This window comes from Vibrio sp. Sgm 5, assembly GCF_026241575.1.
GTDB classification, from domain to species: domain Bacteria; phylum Pseudomonadota; class Gammaproteobacteria; order Enterobacterales; family Vibrionaceae; genus Vibrio; species Vibrio jasicida.
Window position 1 is genome coordinate 23,552 of the sequence record NZ_JAPHPY010000046.1, and the last position, 24,509, is coordinate 48,060.

24 protein-coding genes are annotated in these 24,509 nt (G+C 47.0%); 16 read left to right on the forward strand and 8 right to left on the reverse strand.

Annotation, left to right across the window (positions count from 1 at the left end; genetic code table 11):
* The first annotated feature begins 235 nt into the window (after positions 1-235).
* Positions 236-433, forward strand: a complete 198-nt coding sequence (locus tag OQJ86_RS20695; RefSeq protein ID WP_038869893.1) for a hypothetical protein — start codon at positions 236-238, stop codon at positions 431-433.
* Between the two features lie 167 nt (positions 434-600).
* Complete coding sequence (ribA, locus tag OQJ86_RS20700; protein ID WP_265989892.1) at positions 601-1,659, forward strand: GTP cyclohydrolase II; 1,059 nt, start codon at positions 601-603, stop codon at positions 1,657-1,659.
* Positions 1,660-1,736: 77 nt separating this feature from the next.
* Here the strand turns inward: ribA and OQJ86_RS20705 are convergent, their stop codons facing one another.
* Positions 1,737-2,492: a substrate-binding periplasmic protein gene (locus OQJ86_RS20705; RefSeq protein WP_038869892.1), complete on the reverse strand. Its 756-nt coding sequence runs from the start codon at positions 2,490-2,492 to the stop codon at positions 1,737-1,739.
* Between the two features lie 68 nt (positions 2,493-2,560).
* Here OQJ86_RS20705 and OQJ86_RS20710 point away from each other — a divergent pair, with 68 nt between their 5' ends.
* The 3 genes from OQJ86_RS20710 to OQJ86_RS20720 all read left to right on the forward strand — a co-directional run bounded on the left by OQJ86_RS20710 (position 2,561) and on the right by OQJ86_RS20720 (position 5,642).
* Complete coding sequence (locus OQJ86_RS20710) at positions 2,561-4,489, forward strand: ATP-binding protein (RefSeq protein ID WP_265989895.1); 1,929 nt, start codon at positions 2,561-2,563, stop codon at positions 4,487-4,489.
* Between the two features lie 91 nt (positions 4,490-4,580).
* Complete coding sequence (locus OQJ86_RS20715) at positions 4,581-4,790, forward strand: DUF3283 family protein (RefSeq protein WP_038869889.1); 210 nt, start codon at positions 4,581-4,583, stop codon at positions 4,788-4,790.
* A 135-nt stretch (positions 4,791-4,925) separates the two neighbouring features.
* A complete protein-coding gene (locus OQJ86_RS20720; RefSeq protein ID WP_038869888.1) occupies positions 4,926-5,642 on the forward strand; it encodes a YebC/PmpR family DNA-binding transcriptional regulator in 717 nt (238 codons plus the stop codon).
* Between the two features lie 84 nt (positions 5,643-5,726).
* Here the strand turns inward: OQJ86_RS20720 and rodA are convergent, their stop codons facing one another.
* The 3 genes from rodA to OQJ86_RS20735 form a co-directional block, all read right to left on the reverse strand.
* On the reverse strand, positions 5,727-6,809 hold the full coding sequence (gene rodA / locus OQJ86_RS20725; RefSeq protein ID WP_038869887.1) for a rod shape-determining protein RodA: 1,083 nt from the start codon (positions 6,807-6,809) through the stop codon (positions 5,727-5,729).
* Between the two features lie 315 nt (positions 6,810-7,124).
* Complete coding sequence (locus OQJ86_RS20730; protein ID WP_265989899.1) at positions 7,125-8,135, reverse strand: DUF2955 domain-containing protein; 1,011 nt, start codon at positions 8,133-8,135, stop codon at positions 7,125-7,127.
* 10 nt (positions 8,136-8,145) lie between these two features.
* A complete protein-coding gene (locus OQJ86_RS20735) occupies positions 8,146-9,195 on the reverse strand; it encodes an HlyD family secretion protein (protein WP_265989901.1) in 1,050 nt (349 codons plus the stop codon).
* A 118-nt stretch (positions 9,196-9,313) separates the two neighbouring features.
* Between OQJ86_RS20735 and OQJ86_RS20740 the strand changes: the two genes are divergently transcribed.
* The 8 genes from OQJ86_RS20740 to OQJ86_RS20775 all read left to right on the forward strand — a co-directional run bounded on the left by OQJ86_RS20740 (position 9,314) and on the right by OQJ86_RS20775 (position 16,951).
* Positions 9,314-10,234: a LysR family transcriptional regulator gene (locus OQJ86_RS20740; RefSeq protein ID WP_265989904.1), complete on the forward strand. Its 921-nt coding sequence runs from the start codon at positions 9,314-9,316 to the stop codon at positions 10,232-10,234.
* 84 nt (positions 10,235-10,318) lie between these two features.
* Positions 10,319-10,987 carry a hypothetical protein gene (locus OQJ86_RS20745; protein WP_265989906.1) on the forward strand — a complete coding sequence of 223 codons (669 nt, stop codon included), beginning with the start codon at positions 10,319-10,321 and terminating at the stop codon, positions 10,985-10,987.
* A gap of 9 nt (positions 10,988-10,996) precedes the next feature.
* Positions 10,997-11,695, forward strand: coding sequence for an ABC transporter ATP-binding protein (locus tag OQJ86_RS20750; RefSeq protein WP_005383201.1), 699 nt, complete (start codon positions 10,997-10,999; stop codon positions 11,693-11,695).
* Positions 11,683-12,951 carry an ABC transporter permease gene (locus OQJ86_RS20755; protein ID WP_258669692.1) on the forward strand — a complete coding sequence of 423 codons (1,269 nt, stop codon included), beginning with the start codon at positions 11,683-11,685 and terminating at the stop codon, positions 12,949-12,951. Before OQJ86_RS20750 ends, OQJ86_RS20755 begins: the two co-directional genes overlap by 13 nt.
* Entirely contained in the window at positions 12,944-13,729 is a 786-nt protein-coding gene (locus tag OQJ86_RS20760) for an outer membrane lipoprotein-sorting protein (protein ID WP_265989913.1), read from the forward strand. Before OQJ86_RS20755 ends, OQJ86_RS20760 begins: the two co-directional genes overlap by 8 nt.
* 45 nt (positions 13,730-13,774) lie before the next feature.
* Positions 13,775-15,121 carry a hypothetical protein gene (locus tag OQJ86_RS20765; RefSeq protein WP_265989915.1) on the forward strand — a complete coding sequence of 449 codons (1,347 nt, stop codon included), beginning with the start codon at positions 13,775-13,777 and terminating at the stop codon, positions 15,119-15,121.
* Complete coding sequence (locus tag OQJ86_RS20770; protein ID WP_265989917.1) at positions 15,122-16,144, forward strand: sensor histidine kinase; 1,023 nt, start codon at positions 15,122-15,124, stop codon at positions 16,142-16,144.
* Between the two features lie 15 nt (positions 16,145-16,159).
* Complete coding sequence (locus OQJ86_RS20775) at positions 16,160-16,951, forward strand: LytR/AlgR family response regulator transcription factor (protein ID WP_265989919.1); 792 nt, start codon at positions 16,160-16,162, stop codon at positions 16,949-16,951.
* Between the two features lie 139 nt (positions 16,952-17,090).
* Here the strand turns inward: OQJ86_RS20775 and OQJ86_RS20780 are convergent, their stop codons facing one another.
* The 4 genes from OQJ86_RS20780 to OQJ86_RS20795 form a co-directional block, all read right to left on the reverse strand.
* On the reverse strand, positions 17,091-17,585 hold the full coding sequence (locus OQJ86_RS20780; RefSeq protein ID WP_020195057.1) for a peptidylprolyl isomerase: 495 nt from the start codon (positions 17,583-17,585) through the stop codon (positions 17,091-17,093).
* Positions 17,586-17,707: 122 nt separating this feature from the next.
* On the reverse strand, positions 17,708-19,369 hold the full coding sequence (locus tag OQJ86_RS20785; RefSeq protein WP_265989926.1) for a methyl-accepting chemotaxis protein: 1,662 nt from the start codon (positions 19,367-19,369) through the stop codon (positions 17,708-17,710).
* Positions 19,370-19,544: 175 nt separating this feature from the next.
* Positions 19,545-19,931: a thiol-disulfide oxidoreductase DCC family protein gene (locus OQJ86_RS20790; RefSeq protein ID WP_213866638.1), complete on the reverse strand. Its 387-nt coding sequence runs from the start codon at positions 19,929-19,931 to the stop codon at positions 19,545-19,547.
* 44 nt (positions 19,932-19,975) lie between these two features.
* Positions 19,976-20,749 (reverse strand): DUF4344 domain-containing metallopeptidase, encoded by a 774-nt coding sequence (locus OQJ86_RS20795; RefSeq protein ID WP_265989930.1) that lies wholly within the window; start codon positions 20,747-20,749, stop codon positions 19,976-19,978.
* A 198-nt stretch (positions 20,750-20,947) separates the two neighbouring features.
* Between OQJ86_RS20795 and OQJ86_RS20800 the strand changes: the two genes are divergently transcribed.
* The 3 genes from OQJ86_RS20800 to OQJ86_RS20810 all read left to right on the forward strand — a co-directional run bounded on the left by OQJ86_RS20800 (position 20,948) and on the right by OQJ86_RS20810 (position 24,436).
* The gene (locus OQJ86_RS20800) at positions 20,948-21,580 is read left to right on the forward strand and encodes a CatB-related O-acetyltransferase (protein WP_171374259.1); all 633 of its coding nucleotides are present in this window, start codon (positions 20,948-20,950) and stop codon (positions 21,578-21,580) included.
* 564 nt (positions 21,581-22,144) lie between these two features.
* Positions 22,145-23,380 carry a sodium/glutamate symporter gene (gltS, locus tag OQJ86_RS20805; RefSeq protein WP_265989934.1) on the forward strand — a complete coding sequence of 412 codons (1,236 nt, stop codon included), beginning with the start codon at positions 22,145-22,147 and terminating at the stop codon, positions 23,378-23,380.
* A 285-nt stretch (positions 23,381-23,665) separates the two neighbouring features.
* Positions 23,666-24,436 carry an SDR family NAD(P)-dependent oxidoreductase gene (locus tag OQJ86_RS20810; RefSeq protein ID WP_042605069.1) on the forward strand — a complete coding sequence of 257 codons (771 nt, stop codon included), beginning with the start codon at positions 23,666-23,668 and terminating at the stop codon, positions 24,434-24,436.
* Positions 24,437-24,509 lie beyond the last annotated feature (73 nt).

Below are 24,509 nucleotides of genomic sequence, written 5' to 3' on the forward strand. Positions count from 1 at the left end.
TTATAGAAGTGTGAAGAATCACGGGAAAAATGAGAGCTGGATCAGCTCACTTTTCGTAGGGGGAATTCTTCAAATTTAATCGCTAAAACCGTGGTTTGCAAAAACTAAATGATGAATCTATTAACGAGTTGATGAAAGGTCGGGAGGGGTCACATTTCCCCACTGTTTTTCTTACCTCTGCATTGGGGGTTTGCTATAGATTACCCATCGAAAACATGGTGTGTTCGGAGGAAATATGTCCATTAATTCTATCGACCATGAAGAGATGAGCAACATCGCTCACAAATGGGAACTCCCAGAAGAAGAATCCGTTGTGAGACCTGAGAAAATCGTGAAGTCAGCAGAAGCAAGACGACGCATTGAAGCACTTCGTGAAATCCGTGAAAGCGGTTTGAGCATCGAAGAAGCAAGGGAACTTGGCTTGATTCACTAATTCTCGCACTACGGTAATACCAATCATGGGGTAGTCATAAGACTGCCCTTTTCATTTTTTGTTTTACAACCAATTGTTTGACTTTCTCCTTCAGCGTTACTAAAGATTATATCAATAGCAATATGCTTTTTGTTGACTATTAAAACAGCAACGTCAGGAGTACGATTATGGTTGATCAGATCCTTTTCTATGAGCCCGATGAATCTCACGGCTTTCTTTCTAATTTCTGTCATGCCCCGATTCAAGTCTCAGCTCAATCTTGGCCCACCAGCGAACACTACTACCAAGCCCAAAAGTTCAACGACCTCAAACTGCAAAGTAAAATCCAATCAGCGAAGACGCCTGATGAAGCTTTCGCTCTCAGTCGTCAATATCAACACTTCGTGCGTGAAGACTGGGATGACGACAAACTTTCTGTGATGGCGTTTGTTGTGCGTGAGAAGTTTTTGCAAAACCCCCAATTAGCCAAGCAACTGATGAAAACGGGTAATGCCTGTCTAACAGAGCACTCACACAAAGATGGTTTTTGGGGAGATGGGGGAGATGGCTCTGGTCAAAACCATTTAGGGGAGATTTTGATGAATGTACGTGCTGAGCTGAAACACGTCGAGCCTTATAACTTGGTGCGCTTTGTCGATAAAGCCAAGCTACCAACCCAATGGGGCACGTTTATCATGCATGGTTTTATCGAGAACGCGACGGGAAAAGAGCATCTGGCTTTGGTGTATGGTGACCCTGCAAACAGTAAAGCGCCGCTGATTCGTCTGCATTCAGAATGTTTAACCGGTGATGCCTTGTTTAGTACTCGCTGTGATTGTGGTTTCCAGCTTAACCGTGCATTGCAAAACATTGTCGAAGAAGGCTGCGGTGTGCTGCTTTATCTGCGCCAAGAGGGTAGGGGTATTGGCTTAATCAACAAGATTCGTGCGTATCACTTGCAAGACGAAGGCGCAGACACGGTCGAAGCCAATGAACGTCTTGGCTTTGCCGCAGATATGCGTGACTACGCGTTTTGCAAAGGGATGCTGGAGCATCTTGGAATCGATGAAGTACGTTTGATGACCAACAACCCACGTAAGCTTGCAGCGTTGAAAAAGGTAGATATCAAAGTGGTTGAGCGGGTGCCACTCCAAGAAGGCAATAACCCAAACAACCAACACTACTTACAAACCAAAGCCAATAAGCTCGGCCACATGTTCGATCCCAAATTTGTCGAACAAGATTAATCATAGAGAAGAGATAAAAATGAAACCGCCAGCTTCGATAAGCTGGCGGTTTTTCATTGTTGGTTAGATATGAGCGGTTAGATGTATTTTTTGATGATGTTGTCGATTTGCCCCGAACTTTTGAGCTCTGCTAGGCGCTTATTGATGAAGCTCTGTACTTCCGGCTTCATGTTCGGAGAGAAGGCTAGATAGATAGAGTAATCAGGGATCACATTACTAAAAGATTGGATCTGGAAATCGCTCATCGGAAGCTCTAAACGTTTGATGTTGTATACCACCCGCGATTCCATTTCAACAAATGCGGTATCGCCAGGGGTTCTTTGCAGAACTCGATACGCTGCATCGTAATCTTTGACGCGCATTTCATTCACGGTGCCGTTATCAAAAAACGGGCTGAGGTTTGGGTAATCAAAGCCGAGTAGAAGTACGATTGAGCGGCCTTGCATGTGCTCCATATCGCTGAATTTAAATGGTGCTTTACTGCTGGAAACCAATACATGTTTTACAGTGTAAATAGGTTGCTCTGACAAATTTTCTGATTGTACCTTGCCCCAATTTGGGCTGCCGTATGTCACCCAATTCTCTTCTCCGCCCGCTTCCAAAACGGAGATCATGCGTTTAAACGGATAAGTATGGTATTTCACTTCATAATTGGACTCGGCAAAAATTTCACTGACGATATCCGTCACAATTCCGGAATGCTGTTCACCCTGTTGTTCTATTTGAAATGGTCTGGCTTGTTCAGAAATCACGTAGTAGTTCACTTCACTTGCCATACTGTGCGTGCTTAGGGCTATGAAACTAAAGCCCAATGTCCGTAAGAGTCCTTTCATCCTAACCTCGATTATTGTCGTGACCAGACTATATTTATAGTAGCGCAAGATTAAGGGAGTGATTTCATATGGAAAAAAAAGAGCGAACTCAACGTCGGTTTAGCATCGGCAACCAGCTTATGTTGGCGATTTTTGCGTTGAGTTTTATCTTTACCGTGATTATCTCTTCTTTGAGTTTGTATCGTGATTTCAATGATGACCTTGCTCGTTTAGATATGGAGTTGAAGCAGGTTGAAACCAGCTACTTGTCTGGTTTTTCCGCCAGCTTATGGGTGGAAGATCGAGAGCTATTATTGACACAGGCTGAAGGGGCGATGCGTTTACCTTCGGTAGACTATTTACTCATTGCTACGCCGGATGAAGTGATCGTGGAATTAGGATCGCCATTAGGATCCGACAGTATCAAGCGCCAGTGGCCATTACAGTATGACATGGGCGTCAAAACTTATGATCTTGCAGAGGTTACGGTGCAATCGGATCTGAGTCCGATCTACCAAGGATTATGGCAAACTTTCTTTTTCCTTGTGATCGCCGAGGCGATCAAGATCTTCTTGCTCATTCTTGGGGTGCTTTGGGTTACCTTTCGTTTGATGGTGAAACCATTGGAATTACTCTCTGGAGCGGTGAGCGATTTCAGTGGCGGGCATGTGCCAAGCAAATTGCAACTGCCTCAGCGTTGGTTCTTTGATGAAGTAGGGTTACTAGAACACAAATATAATCGAAGCGTTGAACGAGTTCGTGAACACCAAAGTGAAATTGAAGACGCACGTGAAAAAGCCGAAGTGGCCAATCGCAAGAAGAGTGAATTCCTTGCCACAATGAGTCACGAAATACGTACGCCGATGAACGGTATCATTGGAGTTGCATCATTACTCGGTGATACTAAGTTAGATGATCAGCAGCACGAATATGTCGACATCATCAACAGTTCATCCGGCTCACTAATGGTGATCATCGATGATATTCTTGATTTCTCCAAGATTGAAGCGGGTAAGATCGAACTCGAAGCGGCGACCTACAATCTGCTGCAGTTGCTTAATGAAGTAGGCAGCTTGCACACAGTAAAAGCACAGCAAAAACATTTACAGTTAGTGTGCGATATTGATCCGCAACTGCCGTCTGAGGTGGAAGGGGATGTTGGCCGACTGAAGCAAGTCTTGAGTAACTTACTCAGCAACGCCGTGAAATTTACAGAACGAGGCCACGTGAAACTAATGGTTTCCCTTGTGAGCAAAGAAGATAAGCTCGCACAAGTGCACTTTCGAGTTGTGGACTCTGGGATCGGTATCGCCAAAGAAAACCAGCAAGCGGTGTTTGAGAAGTTTCAGCAAGCAGATGGCAGCACCACACGTAAATATGGCGGCACTGGATTAGGATTAGCCATTTGTGCGAAGTTAGTTGAAGTGATGGGAGGGCAAATTCGTCTCACGAGTGAGCCCGGACTTGGTAGTTGTTTTGAGTTCACCATCCCTTTGATTGTCGTCAGTGATAAGCCTATCTCTCCGAGCACGCCCAACATTCCCAATATTCTCGATTTTCCGAACGGAGAAAGTAAAACGCAGAGCGTGCCTTCCTCCCCAAGAGATGAAAGTAAACCTTGGATACTAGTGGTCGAAGATACGGCTGTGAATCAGAAAGTTGTACGTATCATGTTGGAAAAATTGGGTATGCAAGTCAGTGTGGCTGAGCACGGTGAAGAAGCGTTAGAACTATGCGAAGCAAACCATTTTGATCTCATTCTCATGGACTGTCAGATGCCCGTCATGGATGGCTTTATTGCCACAGAAAATATTAGACAGATGAGCGAATGGGGCAAACAAGTACCAATCATTGCTTTGAGTGCGAATGTTATAAAAGAAGACCAAAAACGTTGTTTTGATGTCGGAATGAATGAATTTGTCTCTAAGCCTGTGACGAAGGAGCGGTTGCAGCAAATTTTTGAGCAGCACTTACCACAAGAGCTGCAAACTCGGGATAAACCTAAAGAAGCAACTTGAAATTGATCAAGATAAGCGCGTTTCTATTCTTAAATGGTAATTCTGTATGTTATAGTGCGCGGCTAGTATTTAAAGTACCTTGAGGCTGTGAATGTCGTTCAATCTATCCTTGTTGCCGCCTGACGAGAAAAATAAAATCGAACTTGATAAACAAGCGTCGTTTTTAGTTTGGAAACTCAAAGAGGCCAAATCTGGTCCTGAGGCGATAGAAGAACAATTGTCTAAGATTAACGACGCTGGCGAAAAAGTGTTTTTTCAACAGGCAGTCGATAAGTACAAACGAGTAATGGGTGTCGCGTAAAGCGAATCGTGGCGGTAAATGAAATTATCGCGGCGGAAGAGGTGACCTCCCCATTCCTTTGCAGGGCGAAATGGAAAAAGTTTCGCTTTTTGCTAAAATCCTTCGCATTAAATTTGAATTTAGAGAGACATCCCGATGGGAAGAAGTTTTGAAGTGCGCAAAGCCTCTATGGCGAAAACTGCAGGCGCAAAAATTAAAGTTTATTCCAAATACGGTAAAGAAATTTACATGTGCGCTAAAAACGGTGGCGGTGATCCAGACATGAACTTGTCTCTGAAGCACCTGATCAGTAAAGCGAAAAGAGACCAAGTACCTGCACACGTTATCGATAAAGCGATCGATAAAGCGAACGGCGGTGGCGGTGAAGATTACGCACCAGCACGTTACGAAGGTTTTGGCCCTGGCGGCACAAGTGTGATTGTTGACTGTCTAACAGACAACGGTAACCGTACTTTCCAAGACGTTCGCCAATGTTTCGTTAAAACAGGCGCGAAGATCGGTGTTGAAGGTTCAGTTTCTCACATGTTCGATCACCAAGCAGTATTCCAGTTCAAAGGCGAAGATGATGAAGTCATTCTTGAAACGCTAATGATGGACGACGTTGATGTTACTGACGTTGAACTAGAAGACGGCGTGATCACTGTATTTGCTCCTCATACAGAGTTCTTCAAAACGAAAACTGCACTTAACGCAGCATTCCCAGATCTCGTGATCGACGTTGAAGAAATCACATTCGTTCCGCAAACTCACACGCCAGTAGCGGGTGAAGATGCAGAGAAGTTCCAGAAGTTCCTAGACCTTCTAGATGACTGTGACGACGTTCAACAGGTATACCACAACGGCGAACTGTAATTCGGTTCTCCAGTTGTAAAAAAGGCTTCCCCGAGGGAAGCCTTTTTTGATCGTGTTGTTTGTCTTTTCTATTGTGACTAGCGTTTAGGTGTTTCGGTACTTGGAATAACACAGCGACATGATCACGCCAAAACAGATGCCTTGAGTCAGCATCGCCGTACCACCATAGCTAAAGAATGGCAGTGGACTCCCCATTACTGGCAATAAACCACTGACCATACCTGTGTTGATGAAGGCATAAAGGAAGAAGCTCATTGCCAATGCGCCACTCACTAAGCGACTGAAGAAATGCTCAGATTGGCACGCCAGCAGCATCACACGTGCCGTAATGAACAAATACAGCGCTAACAACACCACACAACCAATAAAGCCCCATTCTTCTGCGTAGGTCGAGAAGATGAAGTCAGTATGGCTTTCAGGGATAAAGCCTAGTGTACCTTGAGTGGCATTCATCCAGCCTTTACCTTTCATGCCGCCAGAACCAATCGCAATCAATGATTGGATGATTTGGTAGCCCGAACCCAATGGATCCGATTCAGGGTGCAAGAACTGCGTTACACGGCTTTTTTGATACGCTTCCATCACAAAGAACCAAAGTATTGGTGCCAGCGTTAGAATACTCACCAAAAAGCCGCCAATTATCTTCCAGCTCATGCCAGCAAAGAACAGCACAAACAACGCGTAGATCACCGTGAAGATAGCACCGTCCAAGTCTGGTTGTAAGGCAATCAAGCCCGCAGGCACAAAGGTGATCAGCAAACAGAAAGCAATTTTGCGAATGTCTGGTCGGCCACCTTCTAGATGCAGCATCCACGCGATCATAATGGGGATTGAAAGCTTGATAAGTTCCGAAGGCTGGAAGCGGAAGAAGCCGATATCGAGCCAACGCTGCGAGCCATTGGTGCTATCGCCAAATAGGGCAACTGCCGCCAAGAGCGAAACCGCAACCAGATACAAATAAGGCGCTGCACGTTGATAGCTGGACGCTGGAATCGACGACATGACCAAAATACACACCAGCGTCAAACCGCATCGAGCGAGGTGCTTAAATAGCATAGCTTCATTAAATCCACTGGCACTCCAGAGAGTGAGCGAACTCAATAGCATGATCGGAATGATCGCCATCAGCAATGGCAAATCAATCCTAGGGAAGAAACGCTTGTTCATCTTCTACAACCTAAAAACGCCCCAACTCGGGGCGAAAACAACCAGAACTCTGCGAGCTCAAACTATTCCGATGCTAAGAATCCTATTTGGAAATAACAGACACCACGCAAAGGTGTGCAAGAGAGGAGTGTGCGACGCCGCCTGTTATGGGTAAGCTGACTTGGAAAGTCGTGGGAAGGATAAATACACCAGGCTGAGGTTTTGCGCCACATTTTTTATAAGATTGAAATGGAAATTGGTACAGACAGCGCAATGAAATGGGCGAAATTGGAAGGGAATCGCCTTAAGTATTGGGTACTTAAGGCGATGGCGTGATTAGGCTTGAGCTTTTTCTGGTTTGTGCGTGAAATGGTACAACGCCCACAGCACAAACAAAGTCACGGTAAGCTCCCAGGCTCGAAGGAAGGTGCTCTCCAAGCCCAGTTCATTGCTGGTCATGTAGAGTTGAATTGGCAACATGGTCGCCAATAACGCGTCGGCATGGACGTCTTTGGCTGGGCCTTTCGCTTTTGCCATTGATGCGGTGATCATAAAGGCAAGCAGACCCAATACGATGGTGTAGTAACCGAACGTGGATTGATGCCCAGCCATCAGTAAGGTGAACACTACAGCCAATGCACAGCCGCCCACCTGAGTTTGAAAACGGCGGTCAACCACGTCGATAAAGCTTTTGTGTGTGGTTTGCGTTGCTGCGGCAATCACAGGCACCAAACAAAACGTTGCTGAGATGATGTCGACAATCATCAAGAACGCCACACCAAGACCAATCAACGCGAGTGAAATCGCTCGGTTCTCAAACGTAACAGGCTCTTCTTTAAATGCTGGTGGTTTGCCGCCACGTTCAACAGGGAATAGAGTCACCATGGTTTTTGCGACGATCATGGTAATCAGCATCGATAGCAGGATTTCATGAATGCGCATTGGCATGTCCATGGTAGTGTGCTGAGCAAACACCACAATCAGAATCCAGTTGAAGGTTGGCATTAGCATTTGACCTTTCTTCGGCGGCGTGGTCGCTCTGCGGCGCATAAAGTCGAAGAAGAACAAACTAATGGTCCACACCACAAATGGGTGCTGTGAAAACACTTCGGTTACCACCAATGCTGTACTTGCTGCTAATAACGTAGGCAGCAAGGTGCGAAGCAGACCAAGCCAAGAATAGTCTTTGTTCTTGGTCATGATGATGGTTGGGTACAGCGCCAGATAAACTGGAGAATCCAGGTTCAGCAGTTTGCCCAGCACCATACAAATCGTCACAGTAAGGGCAACGCGCAGTGCTTCATTGCGCTCAGAACGGTTTTGAAACAGGCTTTCGAAGGTCCACATGGTTCACTCCTTAGTAGATGTAGCGGAACATCGCCACTAAGTGAATCCAAGCCGAGCCAATGACATCCATAACAGGATTGCCGCTTTCAACGATCACACTCGCTCGTGAACCAGAAATCATCGAAGGATCCAACTCGTTAACCGTAATGCGAGTACGCACTTTCTGTTGCTCACGGATCCAACGAGTATCATTGGTTACGCTAGAAAGCTGTCCATTAGCATTGTTGGTATCGTAAATCGCACGCTCTTGGCTGCTGACTTCACCAGTAAACACTTTGCCCGGTAGTGCATCGAAGGACACCAACACTTCGCGACCATTAGTTAGCTTATCAATGCCTTTTTCGTTGAAGTCCGCACTGATCCACGCATGGGCTTCGTCCACTAGCAACAACGAAGCTGTGCCTTGTGTGATGTAGCTGCCTGATTGCAGTTGCAAGTTCGTTACCACGCCTTCAGTTTGCGCCACTATTTGGGTGTGGTTTAGGTCGAGCTCTGCACTGGCAAGTTTTGCTTCTGCCAATTCAATAGCCGCCGTGCGGTCTTGAGTAGAAAGCTCTGCCTCAATGCGTTTCACTTCCGCGTTTGCTGCTTCCACCGCGCTACTGGCGACTTGTGTATTGGTGATCGCGTCATCAAGCTCTTGCTCGGTTGCCAGCCCTTTGTTGCGTAGTTTCTGGTTACGCGTCAGTTTTTGCTTCGCGTTGTGGTATTCGAATTCGCGTTGGCTTTGGGTTTGTTTCGCTGCTGCCAATTGTTGCCATTTCGCGGAATCTGATTCACGTGCTTGGCGCAGTTCGGCTTTCGCTTGTGCCACTTTCAATTGGTAGCTGCTGGCATCGATAGCAAACAGTGGCTGACCTTTTTCAACCAATTCACCGTTATTCACCATCACATCTGTGATCACACCAGATACCTCCGGCGCAATGGTTGCGACATTACGATGCAGTGTCGCTTGGGTGGTGAAAGGGGACACATTATCTGAGGTGACTAAAAAAGCGGAGAACAAAGCTGCCGCTGAAAAAACAGTGTATATCGCGTATTTATAAAAATTTTCTTTCACGTCTGTACCTAGTATTCATTCGTTATTAAGCGCCGCGTTCACGGCATATTCGGGTCTCTTTTCTACGTGGGCTAGGTTATACTCATCTAAAATTGGAAAAAATAACCAATGGAAGAGTATGAATTCCATATTTGGAAACGTTGATGATTTGTACCTGTTTTGCTCAGTGGTTGAGCAAGGCTCTCTGCTCGCGGCAGCGAAAAAGCTCGAACTGCCAGTCTCTACCATGTCTCGTCGTTTATCGGCACTGGAGGCGCGTCTAGGACTCAGATTGTTGGAGAAGAAAGGACGTGAGTTGGTGGCAACCGAGACAGGCTTACAGGCGTTTGATCAGCTCAGCAGTGCGATGGCGCAGATTGAGTCTGGCATTTTGCAGCTCAACCAACAAAGCCAACAAGTCGAAGGGCGAATTCGATTGGTGATGCCAAGCCGCTTCTACAATGACTTGGTCGATAAGGTGGTTGAGGACTACATCAAAACCTACCCAAAAGTGACCATTGATCTGCTGCTTAGCCAAGTGAATTCGATTCCAGAGACCGATCGCGATCTGGTGGTGACATTCGAATTGGATGGGTTAGATGACATGATCGCTCGCCCGTTGTTTAAAGCGGAACATGCTTTTTTTGTTAGCCCAGAATACTTAGAACAAGCGGGTGGGAGCATTGAAAGCTTGGAGGATTTAGCTAAGCAAGATTGGGTCGCCAGTACGCACACCACGCAAGTGCCTATCTACCAACAAGACAAGTTGGTAGACATGCTCAACTGCAAGCCGCGCTTGGTGGTCAATGACATAACCGCAGTGATCAAAGCGGTGGAAAACGGCTTGGGGATCGCTTCGATTCCCATTCGTCATGTGAAGCCAGAGCTGAATCTGGTGCAAGTCGCGCAATCCTACAGCCGTGGGGATCGTCAAGCCTATTTGGTTTATCGTCAGCGCAACTACCAGCCTAAGGCTCTCAGCTTAATGATTGAGGCGATATTGCAGGCTGCCGAAACGCAAAACCATTCATCCACTCTCAATACCATTCACTCCGCATAACTGCCATTGGTCGCATGCAAAAGCAGCGTGCGACCTTCTCCCTTAATCTGAAACCATCAAATCACGTTCAACTAAGGACAGTACATGATGGTTTCTCAATCTCGCTCAATCAAAGCTCTTAAACGGGCAAGTACGTTTATCGCCGCATTTGCACTCAGCAGCAATCTGGCTCTGGCTAACCCAAGCGAGCGCACACTCAGTCAATTCAACCAAGCGGCGCAGGGTGACTCTGGCTTAGTTGATACTGTTTATGGCGAACTATCCAAACAACTCGAAGAGCAGGGCGCAACGCCGGTGACCTTGGTTTACTTGGGTAGTGCGGAGACGTTGCAAGGTCGTGAGGCGTTTATGCCTTGGAACAAGATGAAGTTCACCGAGCGCGGTCTTGCCACAATCCAAAAAGGTTTGGATCTAATGGCGAATCAGCCAGTACCACTACAAGAGCAACAACGCTTACAAGGTTTGCCGGAATACCAGCTAGCTACCGCCATGGCAGCTACTACGTTTACCTCTCTGCCAGACATGTTCAATCACTTTGAGCGTGGCTACGAGCTGTACCTTTCATTGCTCGATGAACCGAGTTTTAGTCAGCAACCTTTCGCCGCAACGTCTTGGATTTATCGCTACGCCATTGAAGCAGCACTACGAGCTGAAGATGTTCAACAAGCCAAAACATGGTTAGCGCAAATGGAGCAGTTGGGTGACAGCAATCTAGAAACGCAAACCGCGAAAGCGCTGCTAGCCAAGTATTAGGGAGGCGTCATGATCGTTTTTAATCAACTTAGCCGCGATTACGCCCTTGGTAGCCAAACGGTGCGTGCATTGCGAGACGTTTCTGGTGAAGTGTTTTCCGGCGAAATGGTGGCTCTGTGCGGGCCGTCTGGTTCAGGCAAAAGCACCTTACTTAATGTGCTTGGCATGCTGGATACTCAATACCAAGGTCAGGTGACGTTTGCAGGCAGCCCATACCCAACCGGACAAATGCAGGCGGCGAAAATGCGCCGTGAAAAGCTTGGCTTTGTGTTCCAAAAATTCAATCTTGTCCCCGTGATGACGGCATTGGAGAACGTGGCGTATCCGCTGCATCTCAACGGTTTTTCAAAAGCGGAACAAACCGAGCTCGCCACACAAATGCTAGAGCACGTTGGCTTAGGCGAGTTTATTCATCACATGCCAGACAACCTATCAGGCGGTCAGCAGCAGCGAGTGGCAATTGCGCGCGCTTTAGTGCACAAACCGGCGTTGGTGATTGCTGATGAGCCAACCGCAAGTCTTGATAGCCAAACTGCCAACAAGGTCATCGATATTATGAAAGGGCTCGGACACGAGCTTGGTACCACTTTTATTGTCGCCACTCACGACCCTCGCATGGCATCCCGCTGCGATCGAACCATTGAATTGGTGGATGGCAAAATTACCCAAACGCACGCAAGTGTGGAGGAGGTTTCATGGGCAAGCTAATTCCAGTTTCCGTTCGCCTTGCTTGGTTGAACCTGCAACGCAATCGCCGCCGCAGTTTGTTGTCGATGCTGATCATCGCCATTGCCGTGTTTGCCTTAACCAGTGCGGGCGGTTTTGGTCTGTACACCTACGACAGTTTGAAAGAATCGACAGCGCGTGACACGGGGCATCTGACGTTAACCACTCCGGGTTACTTCGCCAAAGAAGAAGAGATGCCGCTGAGTAACGGGTTAACTCACGCCGACGACATCACCAAGCAATTGATTGGGTTGAATGAAGTGCGAGGCGTGCAGCCACGAGTTGAGTTCAGCGGTTTGATTTCCAACGGCAACAAGTCATCGATCTTTATCGGCATTGGTGTTAACGAGCGCGAATTCGATATGAAAGGACCGTTTTTGGATGTGCGCGAAGGGCAAACTCTTTCCAACATTCATGCATCGCGTTATGACCCTGCAGAGCCAGAAGTGATGCTCGGCGTTGATTTGGCGAACAACCTAAGCGTGCACGTTGGCGATTGGATCACCTTGCTGGCGACCACAACCGACGGTGCATTGAACGCGTATGACTTCAAAGTGCGTGGCATCTATTCAACCGGCGTGCCTGAGCTTGATAAACGCCAGCTTTACGTACACATCAACAGCGCGCAATCGTTGTTGGGCTCAGACAAAGTCAGTGCCTTATCAGTCTTTCTGTTCGACACCAGTTTAACGAGCCAAGTCGAGCAACAAGTGGCTTCGGCTCTGAGTAAGCAAAAGCAGAACTTTGGCGACCAAGATATCGAGATTACGCCTTGGCAAGAACGCGCGTTCTTCTATCTCAAAGTGAAAGATTTGTACGACCGTATCTTCGGCATTATGGGTGCAGTGATGGCGCTGGTGGTCTTTGTTGCGCTGTTCAACACCATGACCATGTCGGTCACCGAGCGTACACGTGAAATAGGCACCTTGTCGGCTCTTGGTAGCTACCCTCGCGAAATCATTGCTGGGTTCTTGCGCGAAGCAGGGTTACTTGCGGTGATTGGCAGTTTAATCGGCGCTTTGTTTACGGCACTAGTCACCATTTTACTGATGGTCGTGGATGTGCAAATGCCGCCACCGCCAGGACGCACAGAAGGTTACCCATTGACGATTTACTTCTCTTGGGAGCTGGTAGCTGTCGCAGGATTCGCAGTATTGATGATTTGTTTGGTTGCGGCGTTTTTCTCGGCACGCAAAGGGGTGAACAAGCCAATTACGGAGGCTCTGATTTATGTTTAATTTCAAATCACTATTACCAATTGCACTGCTGACGGTAAGCGGCGTTGCAAGCATGAATGTCAGTGCAAATGAAACAGCGCTAGATGCACAGCAAGTTGCGCAATTGATTGAAAAAGCCGACAGCTACCGCTTGCAAGATGATTCCTCCAAAGTGGTGTCACTGGTGCGCTTATATCAAGACCAAGAGTTAGATAAAACCCGCCTTTACCATGTGTACACGCGTCCAAATCGTGAATCGTTGGTGGTGTTCAAATCGGCAGTCGAAGCTGGGCAAAAGATGCTGATGATGGGCGACAACTACTGGCTGCAAATGCCAAAGAGCCGCCGTCCGATTCGCATTACGCCGATGCAGAAGCTTCTTGGTGAAGCGTCTATCGGCGACATCTCAACCCTGACTTGGAGCCAAGATTATCAAGGTGAATGGAGAGCGACAGAAACTATTTCGGTGAATGGAGAAAGTGTCGCGGCTTATCACCTTGCGTTAACCGCGAAAACCAAAGGGGCGAGCTATCAGAAGATCGACTTGTGGTTGTCTGAGCAAGATGCGTTTCCAATCAAAGCTGATCTTTACTTGCGCTCGGGCAAACTCGCCAAGCAAGCGCAATACGGACGTGCAAGCGACAACGGTGAAGACTACGTTGGTGAGATGACCTTGCTTGATAGCATTCAGCCGAGCAAAAAGACCGTTATCGAGTACCAAGAAATCGTGCCTTGGCAACTGGATAACAAGTTCTACAACCCAAGCTATCTGCCTAAAGCCAATACGACTCAGCTTTAGCGTGAATTCCGTAAATAGAACCAAGAAAACGAGCAAGGAAGTCACATGAAACCGCACCAGCCTAACCTTAACAAAAGCACCAGTCTGTTGATTGCTGCCTCATTGTGTGTGGGCGCAGCAGCCCCAGTTTTTGCCAATGATGAGCTGAGTTTTGAGTGGGATTGGGCTGTCAGTTACGAAACTGCCAAGCAGCGTGACAGCGCATTTATGCAGGCGCAGGGCAGTTCTCGTGATTCACTTAATGCACTGTTGGATGTGCAGGTGAATTATCAGAACTTCAGTGGTTTGTTCGCTCTGTACAGCCAAGGTTTGTACCTCAATCAACAAGGAGAGAGTGAGTGGTGGAGTGAAGCTGATAACCAGTTGCTGATTCGTGAGTTGGCTTGGCTAGGGGAGTGGCAAGTCGGTGACACCACTCTTGATGTGAGTTTGGGTAAGTTGCGCGTGGATTGGGGCGTGGGTTATGGCTACCGACCTTTGGATCTGTTTAAGCCTTATCGACAAAATCCTGTTGGCTTAGTCGCAGAAGAGGGCGCGGGTGTGTTTTCACTTTCACACTACGATATGGCAGGCGAGTGGACGGTGATTGCAACGGACTCAAGCTGGGGACAACAGGACCAAAGTGCACTTGATCAAGCCGCAGAGCAACAAGGTATTGGTATTCGTCGTTATGCGCTGGTGGGTGACACTGAGTATCAACTTATTGGTTATTACGATGATGTGCGCCGAGGTTTGCTTGGAGCTAGTGCCATTGCGGTGTGGGATGAATCCATCGCCATGCACGGTTCCATGCTGTGGCAAAAGCAAAGTGTCGGCTATCAGTTTCAGCAGGGTGATCTTTACCGACCCGTTTCGGTTGAGGAGCAGGGCAGTGCATTTCAAGCCTTAATTGGATTGAACTGGGCAAACCAAGCCGGACACAACGTGATTGCTGAATATTGGTACGACAGCCGAGCATGGTCGAAAAGCGAATGGCAGCAAGCAATAGAGCGTGGCGAATTACTCTCTCAGATCCCTGAACCTAACAACTCTCTGTTGGCTAGCAGCGCTCTACTTGCGACAAGCTACGCCCAAGGGTTTCAGCATGCCAATATCGTTCAGCATAACGTAATGCTGCACTGGAGTTGGGATGTGGAAGCGTGGGCTGCATGGAACGGTAAAGCGGATATGGGCTGGCTAAGTGATGTAACCCCTACGTTGGATGTGATGTTGTCGCCGCAAGATGGCGGTGTGATTGTCACGCAGTGGCTTAACTACCAATGGATTGATACTGGCGATCAAAGTGTAGAAGTGGAAGTTGCCGCACGCTTTTTAACCGGAGACGACCAATCTGCTTACGCACAAATCAATGATAAGCATATGATTGTATTTAACATCAAAGGGAAATTCTAAATGTGTTCAGCAAAACCAGTGGTGAAAAGTGGATGGCCGCGTAGCTTATTAGTGACCACGGCATTTTGTCTCTTTATCGCAGCAATGACGCTCTCGGTTTGGGGTGGCTCATTCTACGTTCATGTTATGGTGAGTTTTGGATTTGGCTATTCGGCTATCTTCTTCTCATGGCTTGTCGACCGCCTGTTTCCTACCATTCCTCGTTTGGCGGAAGTGGCTATTTCGCTGACGGCTTGCTTATTGTTCGGTGTGGTAAACGCCCAGTTTTGGCTCGGAGAATATTTCGGCATCTCAGGTATGCTATCGGTTGGACTCATGGGGTTGTTATTCAGTGCCATGTGCTTTTTCTATTTCTATTCACGCGAGCAACATGCAATCGCGCAACGAGAGTTGGAAGCCATTAAGCGCGAGAAAGCAGAGCAAGATCGTGCGCTGTTGCTGAGCCAGCTTAAGCAGATGCAAAGCCAGATTGAACCGCATTTCCTATTCAATACTTTGGCGAATATCAGTGCACTCATGTCGCAAGATGTCGATAAAGCCAAGCTGATGCTAGAACAGTTAACCGCGCTGCTGCGTGCAACGCTCAAAAGCTCACGTGAAGAGCAAACTACCATAGACAATGAAACGGCGTTACTTGAGGCTTACTTAGGCATCCAGCAAACCCGTTTAGGTGACCGACTCAGTTACAAGATTGAGGTAGAAGAGGGGCTAGGTAGAACCGAGTTACCGCCGATGATGCTTCAACCCTTAATCGAAAACGCCATCATCCATGGTATTGAGCCGAAGCGAGAGGGCGGCGAAGTCAGCTTACTCATTAAGCGCGAACAACAGAACTTGCTGATTGAAGTCAGAGACACAGGTGTTGGCTTAAATCACGTGAGTGGGCACATGGGCTCTGGCGTCGGTTTAAGTAATCTCAAGCAGCGAGTTGAAGCTTTGTTCGCAGGGCAAGGAGATGTTTCTATCAGTGAGTCTGCTCAGGGTGGCGTTTGTGTTCGCTTGCGCTGGCCAATGGAATCGTAATCAAGGAAGAAAGGAATGAATACAGGGTTTACTGCCATTATTGCTGATGATGAACCGCTATTGAGGCGTCATCTTGATAAAAGCCTAGCTGAAGTGTGGCCAGAGCTAGAGGTGATAGCCAAAGTCGCGGATGGTGAACAAGCGTTGCAAGCCATTGAGCAAAACCAACCTGACATTGCGTTTCTTGATATTCGTATGCCAGTTCTGGATGGCATGACATTAGCGCAAAAACTCAATCAACTCGCCAATCCACCTTTGATTGTGTTTGTCACTGCGTACGATGATTACGCCATCAAAGCCTTTGAACAAAATGCCGCCGATTATTTGCTCAAGCCTATCTCGGATGAGCGCCTCCTGACGACGTGTGAAAGAGTGAAAGCACGCCTTGCTAAGCGAGAGCAAGAAAGCAGTAATGTGCAGATGAGCAGCCTGTTAGAACAGTTACAACAATTATCCGCGCCACAAACGCCGCAATATCTTCAGTGGATCAAAGCGACGCAAGGGGAAGATATTCATCTGATTGCCACGTCTGATGTGTTGTATTTCAAAGCGGAAGAAAAATACGTTTCTGTGTATGCCCAACAAGGACAAGGCAAAGTGCAGGAGTATTTGATTCGCACATCGTTGAAAGAGTTGATAGGGCAGCTTAACCCAGAACAGTTCTGGCAAGTGCACCGTTCAAGCGTGGTGCAAGTGTGCAAAATTAGCAAAGTAAACAAAGACTTTGCAGGCAGAATGTTTGTTCACGTTGGAGAAAACAAGCTCGCTGTGAGCCGTACATCTCAAAGTTTGTTCAAAGGGATGTAATCGCTAGAACTGCTCACTCTTTACACTGTAAACTCGCTGCTCATTTTTTCAGCAACAAAAACAAAAAGCGCCTAGGTCATAAGACGTTAGGCGCTTTTGTCGTTTTATAGCGACGATTTCTCCGAAGAGACGAATGGGCTTATTCGCTGATTGTCACTTTCTCGATAATGATTGGATCGCATGGCACATCATCGTGACCAAGCTTAGAGGTTGTTTTTACTTTCGCGATGCGATTTACGACATCCATACCCGCGGTCACTTTACCAAACACCGCGTAGCCCCAGCCTAGGTTGGTGGTTGCGGTGTGGTCTAGGAAATCATTGTCTTCCAAGTTAATGAAGAACTGTGCCGTTGCAGAGTGCGGTGCATCGGTACGCGCCATTGCGATAGTGCCAACAAGGTTCTTTAGACCACGGTTTGCTTCGTTCGCGATCGGGGCACGTGTTGGCTTTTCTGCCATGTCTTCTGTATGACCGCCACCTTGGATCATAAAGCCGTCGATAACGCGGTGGAAAATGGTGCCGTTGTAGAAGCCATCTTCACAGTATTTTTTGAAGTTCTTTGAGCTAACTGGCGCTCGTTCTAGGTTCAGTTCAATCTCGATGTCACCGAAATTGGTGGTCATAATAATCATCTGGTTTTGCCCTTGTAGGTGCTAAGTTGGCGGCATTATAGCTAAGACTTCTGAGGATAGCAGAAATAAAAGCAGCGACGTTTTGGCGCCGCTGTTTGCATGATGTAAGGGTGAGAAAAGCGTTAAACCGTAAAGCGACCGACCAAGTCGTACAGCTCGTTAGCTTTGTGGTTCAGATTGCCACTGCCTGCACGGTTTTGGTTGGCAAGGTGCGCCGATTGGCTGCTTTGTTGAGAGATGACTTCGATGCGTTGTGAAATCTCTTGCCCAACTTGGCTTTGCTCTTCGGTTGCCGTTGCGATCAAGGTGTTCATGTCCATGATGTTAGCAATTGCGGCTTGGATTTCTTGCAGTGCGGCAGAGGCAGCTCGTGCTTCCTCAACGGTTGCTTCACCACGCGCTTGGCTTGAACCCATGGCTTTCACTGCTGCATCCGAACCTGACTTCAACTGCTCAATCATTTGGTGAATTTCGCCTGTGCTGTCTTGAGTGCGACTTGCCAGTTTACGAACCTCATCGGCAACGACTGCGAAGCCTCGACCTTGTTCGCCTGCGCGGGCTGCTTCAATGGCTGCGTTCAGTGCCAATAGGTTGGTTTGTTCGGCGATGTCTTGAATCACTTCTAGCGAAGAAGAAATGTTTTGTACATCGCTCTCTAAACGAGAAATCACCGTGCTGGCTTCCGACACCTCTAGCGCGAGCGCTTCGACGGAGTTCGCTGCCGAATCAACAATGTGTTTCGCTTGCTGTGAGTTATCATCGGCGTCTTTGGCGGATTGCGCCGCTTGGTTAGCGTTGCTGGAAATCTCGTGCGCCGTTGCTGTCATCTCGGTCATTGCCGCAGCGACCTGTTCGGTTTCTTCACGTTGACCTGAAGCCAACTCGTCCACTTGCGATGCACGCTGTGACATGTCGTTGGTCTCTGAAACCACCTCTTGTCCTACGTGGCTAACACTCTTGATGATGCCTTGCAGGCTTTCAACGAAGATATTGAAGTTACGGCTCAGCTGGGTGAACTCAGGTACGCTTGATTCTTCCATCCGCGCGGTTAAGTCTGCATCGCCTTGCGCGAAAGAGTGGATTGAGGCATCAAACTGCTCAATAGGCTTCATGATACTGCGGTTAACAAACACCGCGAAGACCGCGACGATTGCAGCAATCGAGACACAGAACAGAGCAATTGCCGTCAGTGTAGTGTTGAGGGCTTGATGCGCGGCTTCTTCCATGTTTGCCACAATCGCGTCGATATCGTCAGTGTAGAAGCCCGTACCCAACATCAAGTCCCATTCAGGAATAAAGACCGAGTAGCTCAGTTTCGGTAGCGCTTCGTTCTGGCCGAGTTTCGGGAAGTAATAAGTCGTGAACTCACCAGTTTTGGAATTTTTGATCAAATCCTGAATCAGATAGTTGCCCTTCTTGTCCTGCAAGTTATAGAAGTTCTCTCCTATGCCTTTGGTGTTTTTACCCACCACGACACGCACGCCTTTTGAATCGTAACCGAAGATGTAGCCGGATTGGCCAAACTCCAACTGTTTCAAGATAGGCAGTGCTTCTTCAAGTGGGGCATTTTGAGCGAGTAGTGGCTCGACGGCGGAGCGCGCCATTTGGACGTAGTTTTTGAGCTCGGCTTTTTTCATCTCCATCATTTGACTTCGAGTCTGCTCAATCTCGTGTTCGTTGTAGGCTGTGGTTTGTAGATAGGTGAACCACATCATGCCTACTGCCATGGTTAGAATTGGAATTATTGAAAGGATATATAGTCGTTTTCTGATCGTCAGATTCATAGAGACGTCCTTCTCTCGGCGCAGCGTTACAAGTGACAAGCTGAATAAGCTTGCCTGATGAAATTATTAATACTTATTGTTGTAATGCTTAGAGATTAACCGAGTTAATCAATCAGAAGTACTGGAAGTTTATAAATTTAGACTAAGGTCGTAGCATTTTTAAGCAGGATCACAATTAACGTGAACACGAACCGTTATTACAGCGAGAAGTGCCCGTTAACCAGTAGGAGACGCGGTAGCGGTTTTTGGCAAATTTGAGGTAAAGCCAATCCGCAACAGGTTTGACAACGCGCCAACGCAATGGTGCATACAACCAACCGCGACCGACCAATTGCCATGCACGATGAGTCACGTCCAACCCAAGCAGCAGCTCACCCTTATCGTTGAGGGCGTGCAAAATGGTGTTGGCTTGCTCCGGATCGATCTGCGGATAATCGGCGAACGCCTCGCTGTAGATATCGACGGTTTTAATCTGCTGCTTGGCATCGCGTTGTTTTAGCGCCTTCATCTCTTTGGCGCACAAGGGACAAGTGCCATCGTAAAATACGGTCAGTTTGGTCATGATTGAGCTCATTATTGGCGGTTCTTATCCCTTTTATTACGCGATTATTTTTCTTTTAGTTCATTGTCTTGCAAGTAATGCAGCCAATTATCACGGATGTTGCCGTAATTGAATTGGCAGAACTCTTTACGATCGCGTAAGTAATCTTTTTCTACTTCATCTAACAAGGCTTTGTACTGCTCTGGATCGCTGCCGTAGACCAGACACAAGGTAGAGAAGTAGCGCTGTAGATCGAAACTGTGCTCGTCAATGTACTCGCCAAAATCGTAGTAGTCCGGTCTGTCGTCGGATTCGAATGCGAACATGTCAGCAGCACTGATCGCCACATCGGCACCGTCATCGACGTAATCAATCAACAAAATGGTAGCGAAGTTATCAACCGCATCTTCTTCCTTGCCTAGTACCGGAATGTTTTGATCCGCAATGTAAGCGTGTCCGGCTTCGTGCAATAGCGTGTGCAGCAAAGTATCGAGCGCGCCCGTTTTCGGTGATTTACCGTAACGTTCTTGGTATTTGTTGTTGGTGAAGTAGTTGAATGATTCCAGATAGAAGGTGTAGGGAATATGGATGGTGTGTGTTTCTGGATCGTAAAGTGGACCGTCTTCGCCACCATAGGTCAGTGTGAGTGGGTTATCAAACGGGAAGTAATCATCAGAAAGCTGGACAAAGATGTCGTTCACTTCACGGCTTTCAATCACTTGCGCAGCAAAGCGATCATCGGCAGTTTCCGCTGGGAGGTATTCGATTTTAATGTTTTCGCTCGCAGACGCTGTGGCAGCAAACAGCAGCAGAGAGGCAAAGGCAGAGTGACTTTTCATTTTCGGAATCTTGTTATTTGTTTGGTTTGCTTGAAAATTATACATGCTTTTTATAGTGTGCGCGCTGGAGGGCACATTCATGAATAATCCATTGCTACTGCAACCCCGCATCCAATAGGCGTCGTTGACTGAGAACGCAGCAACAACGCCACGAGAAATCGTTCCGTGGCATACATTTACTCTATTGAGGTAATTGTCATGAAAAAACATTGGTCCAAATTTCAGTACCTGCACCAAGTGGTGCAAAACCAAAACATCCACATCAAAGGCACTCACAGTTATTACAGCGATTGTTGGGATAACGGCTTTGAAGGTTCAGTCGTGCGTTATCTGCATGGCGATGAAATCAGTAAAGCGTGGCAGCCGAGGTGGGAAGTCGATCAGCTCTACATCGGTGATTACGTTTGTATTGCGGCTGAAGCGGTGATTTTGATGGGCGGCAACCACAATCACAGGACGGACTGGTTCTGTCTGTATCCGTTTCTTGATGACATTGAGCAATCTTACCAAGGCAAAGGCGATACCGTGATTGGTGACGCGGCTTGGATTGGTATGCGCGCGATGATCATGCCCGGCGTCACCATTGGGGAAGGCGCAGTGATTGCCGCAAACAGTGTTGTGACCAAAGATGTCCCACCGTACACTGTGGTGGCAGGAACACCAGCAAAGCCTGTTAAGCTTCGCTTTGAGCAAGACATCATTGATAAGCTGCTCGCGCTGCAAATCTACACGTGGGATGAAGATAAGTTTGAGGCGCTTCGCTCTTTCGTCTGCAACAATGATATAGAGCAGTTAATCATTGCAGAAGAAAAGTATAAAAGTGGCGAATAGCACTGAAATGAGGAAAATTTTCAGCGATATGTTATAATCTCGCTCCGTTGTAACGAGAACACTTGTTGCAAGCTTGAGAATTTCCTTGGATTCGGCTCGTTTTAATCATCATGAGTCAGAGTTATTGAACTACGATAGGATACAAGCAAACCCAGATGTTAGAGCGCCACCACGGCGCTCTATTCGTTATAACGGGAAGGAACTTTGCCCAATAGTGAGGATGACTTTCTGTTTAAGTAAGGGAGCCCGATAGCGGTTCAGAAAGTCTCTCTCGGACAATACTCACAACACTATATGTCCATCCACATCAAGCAGTCATTTTTGCTTTGAATGTGAACCGGATAAGAAGGAGCTTAATCGGCTCCTTTTACATTTTAGGGCTTGCGAATAGCGCATAAATCAGAACATCGCTTAACGACCGTCCCTTAAACTAGCCTAAGGCGCATTTAACACAACCTTTTGAGTATTTTCGAAAAAATATAGCGAGAAAATTTGCTATTGAGCGAAGGTTAAACTAACACTCAATCATTACGGAGGATGAAGAGAACAATAATAAGAGGCGATATGAATCATTTGATATCTGTAGGTGCACTGGAGTCCTTTTTGGTTGCGATCAGTGTGCTTTTTTTGGGGCATTTCATTAATGCTAAGCTACCGATCTTAAAGAAATTCAACATACCTGAGCCGATTGTAGGGGGCTTGCTAGTCGCCTGCGCCATTACTGCTCTTCATTTCAACGGTATCGATCTGGAATTCGATTTGCCGTTGCAGAACACATTTATGCTGATGTTCTTTGCTACTGTTGGTTTAGCAGCAAACTACACTCAGTTGATGAAAGGGGGCGCGAAGGTCTTTATCTTCTTAGCGGTCGCGTCGTTCTACATCATCATACAAAACGGTGTCGGTGTTTCATTAGCGGCGGCATTGGGTTTAGATCCGCTGATGGGGCTTATCGCAGGTTCGATTACTCTTTCAGGTGGCCACGGCACAGGTGCGGCATGGTCACAAACGTTCCAAGACGTGTATGGATTAAATAACGTGTTGGAAATCGCGATGGCGTCAGCAACATTCGGTTTGATCATCGGTGGTATCATCGGTAGTCCGGTTGCTCAGCGATTGATCGAAAAGAACAAGATCGAATCTGAGTATGGTCCTGGGGGCAGAGATGCCAAAACCCACGAAAAATTCCCAGAATTGGTGACGTACAACGAATACGAAGAAGACAAAGTAACCGCGAAAAAAGTGGTTGAGAAATTGTTCTTCCTATTGATCTGTGTGACAGGCGCTAAGTACGTAGAGCAATGGGTGAGCACTTACGATATTCAATGGTTGATGATTCCAGACTTCGTCTACGCATTGTTCATTGGTGTGATCATCACTAACTTCTTGGAAGTAACTAAAGTCCGTAAGTTAGATACAGAAACGGTCGATATGCTAGGTACGGTATCGTTGTCTCTGTTCTTGGCAATGGCATTGATGAGCCTGAAACTGTGGAACATTTTCGACCTAGCGATCCCATTCTTGGTGATTCTGGGCGTGCAGTCGGTGATTCTGGCTATCTTTACCTACTACGTAACGTTCAAGGTGATGGGTAGTAACTATGATGCAGCGGTTATCTCTGGTGGTCACTGTGGTTTTGGTTTGGGGGCAACCCCAACAGCGGTAATGAACATGGGTTCTATCGTTAACCGCTTTGGTCCGTCGCCACAAGCTTTCATGGTTGTACCGATTGTTGGTGCCTTCTTCATCGACATCGTTAACTTGATCATTCTGCAAGGCTACATTTCGTTCCTTGGCTAGATTGATAAAAAATACTTATAGAGGCCACAGTTTATCTGTGGCCTTTTTTGTATTTATTGATGCTGTGAACGGGTGGAATAGAAAATTATTCTATATAAATATCTGAATAATAAGGAAATAACTAAATGTACCTATTGATAGATAGATAAAATTGTTGACGTGAAAATAATATGATCTTAGAGTAACAACCACTGACGAGGAGCTGGTTCCCAAACCACCTCCTTTTTTAATAAAAACACTACCTACTTACTAGTAGGTAGTCTAATAAGAGAAAGGAAACGTATTATGTTCAACACATCTTCAATTGCACTTATCGTAGGCGGCTCATCAGGTATGGGTAAAGCGACAGCAGAGCGACTTCTTAAAGCTGGTGTATCCGTCATGATTCTTTCGCACGATAAAAACAACCTTGCTGAAGCAAAGCAGGATTTAGAAAGTGTGACCAAAGGCCAGGTAGAAACCGCTCAAGTTGATCTGTATGACCCAAGTGCAGTGAAAAGCTTTATCGAACAATTGAATGCTGAAAAACGTCATATTGGTTACTTGGTTAATGCTGCTGGCTTCTTCAAACCGGTTGATTTCCTTGACCACTCAGAGCGTGATTACGACCTACAACTAGACATGAACCGCGCGTTTTTCTTCATTACTCAGGCTGTGGCGAAAAACATGAAAGAGCACGGCGGCGGTGCGATCGTAAATATCGGTTCTATGTGGGCTCACCAAGCAATTAAAGCAACGCCATCATCAGCGTACTCAATGCAAAAAGCGGGTCTTCATGCTCTGACGAAAAACCTAGCAATTGAACTTGGTGATCACGGCGTACGCGTAAATGCTGTAGCACCAGCTGTTGTGATGTCGACGATTTACAAGTCATTTATCGCGGAAGAAGAAATCGAATCAGCACTACAAGGCTTCAATGATTTCCACCCGATTGGCCGTATCGGTTCAACAGAAGATGTGGCAGACGCGATTGAGTACTTACTGTCAGACAAATCGTCTTGGGTAACTGGCACAGTGCTTAATGTCGACGGCGGCGTAATGGCTGGCCGTAACTAACCTGAACTCGGGATAAAAAAATAGAAGTGAACTAAAAGCTGGTTCTGCGATCAGATCTTTCAACCAAGAGAGA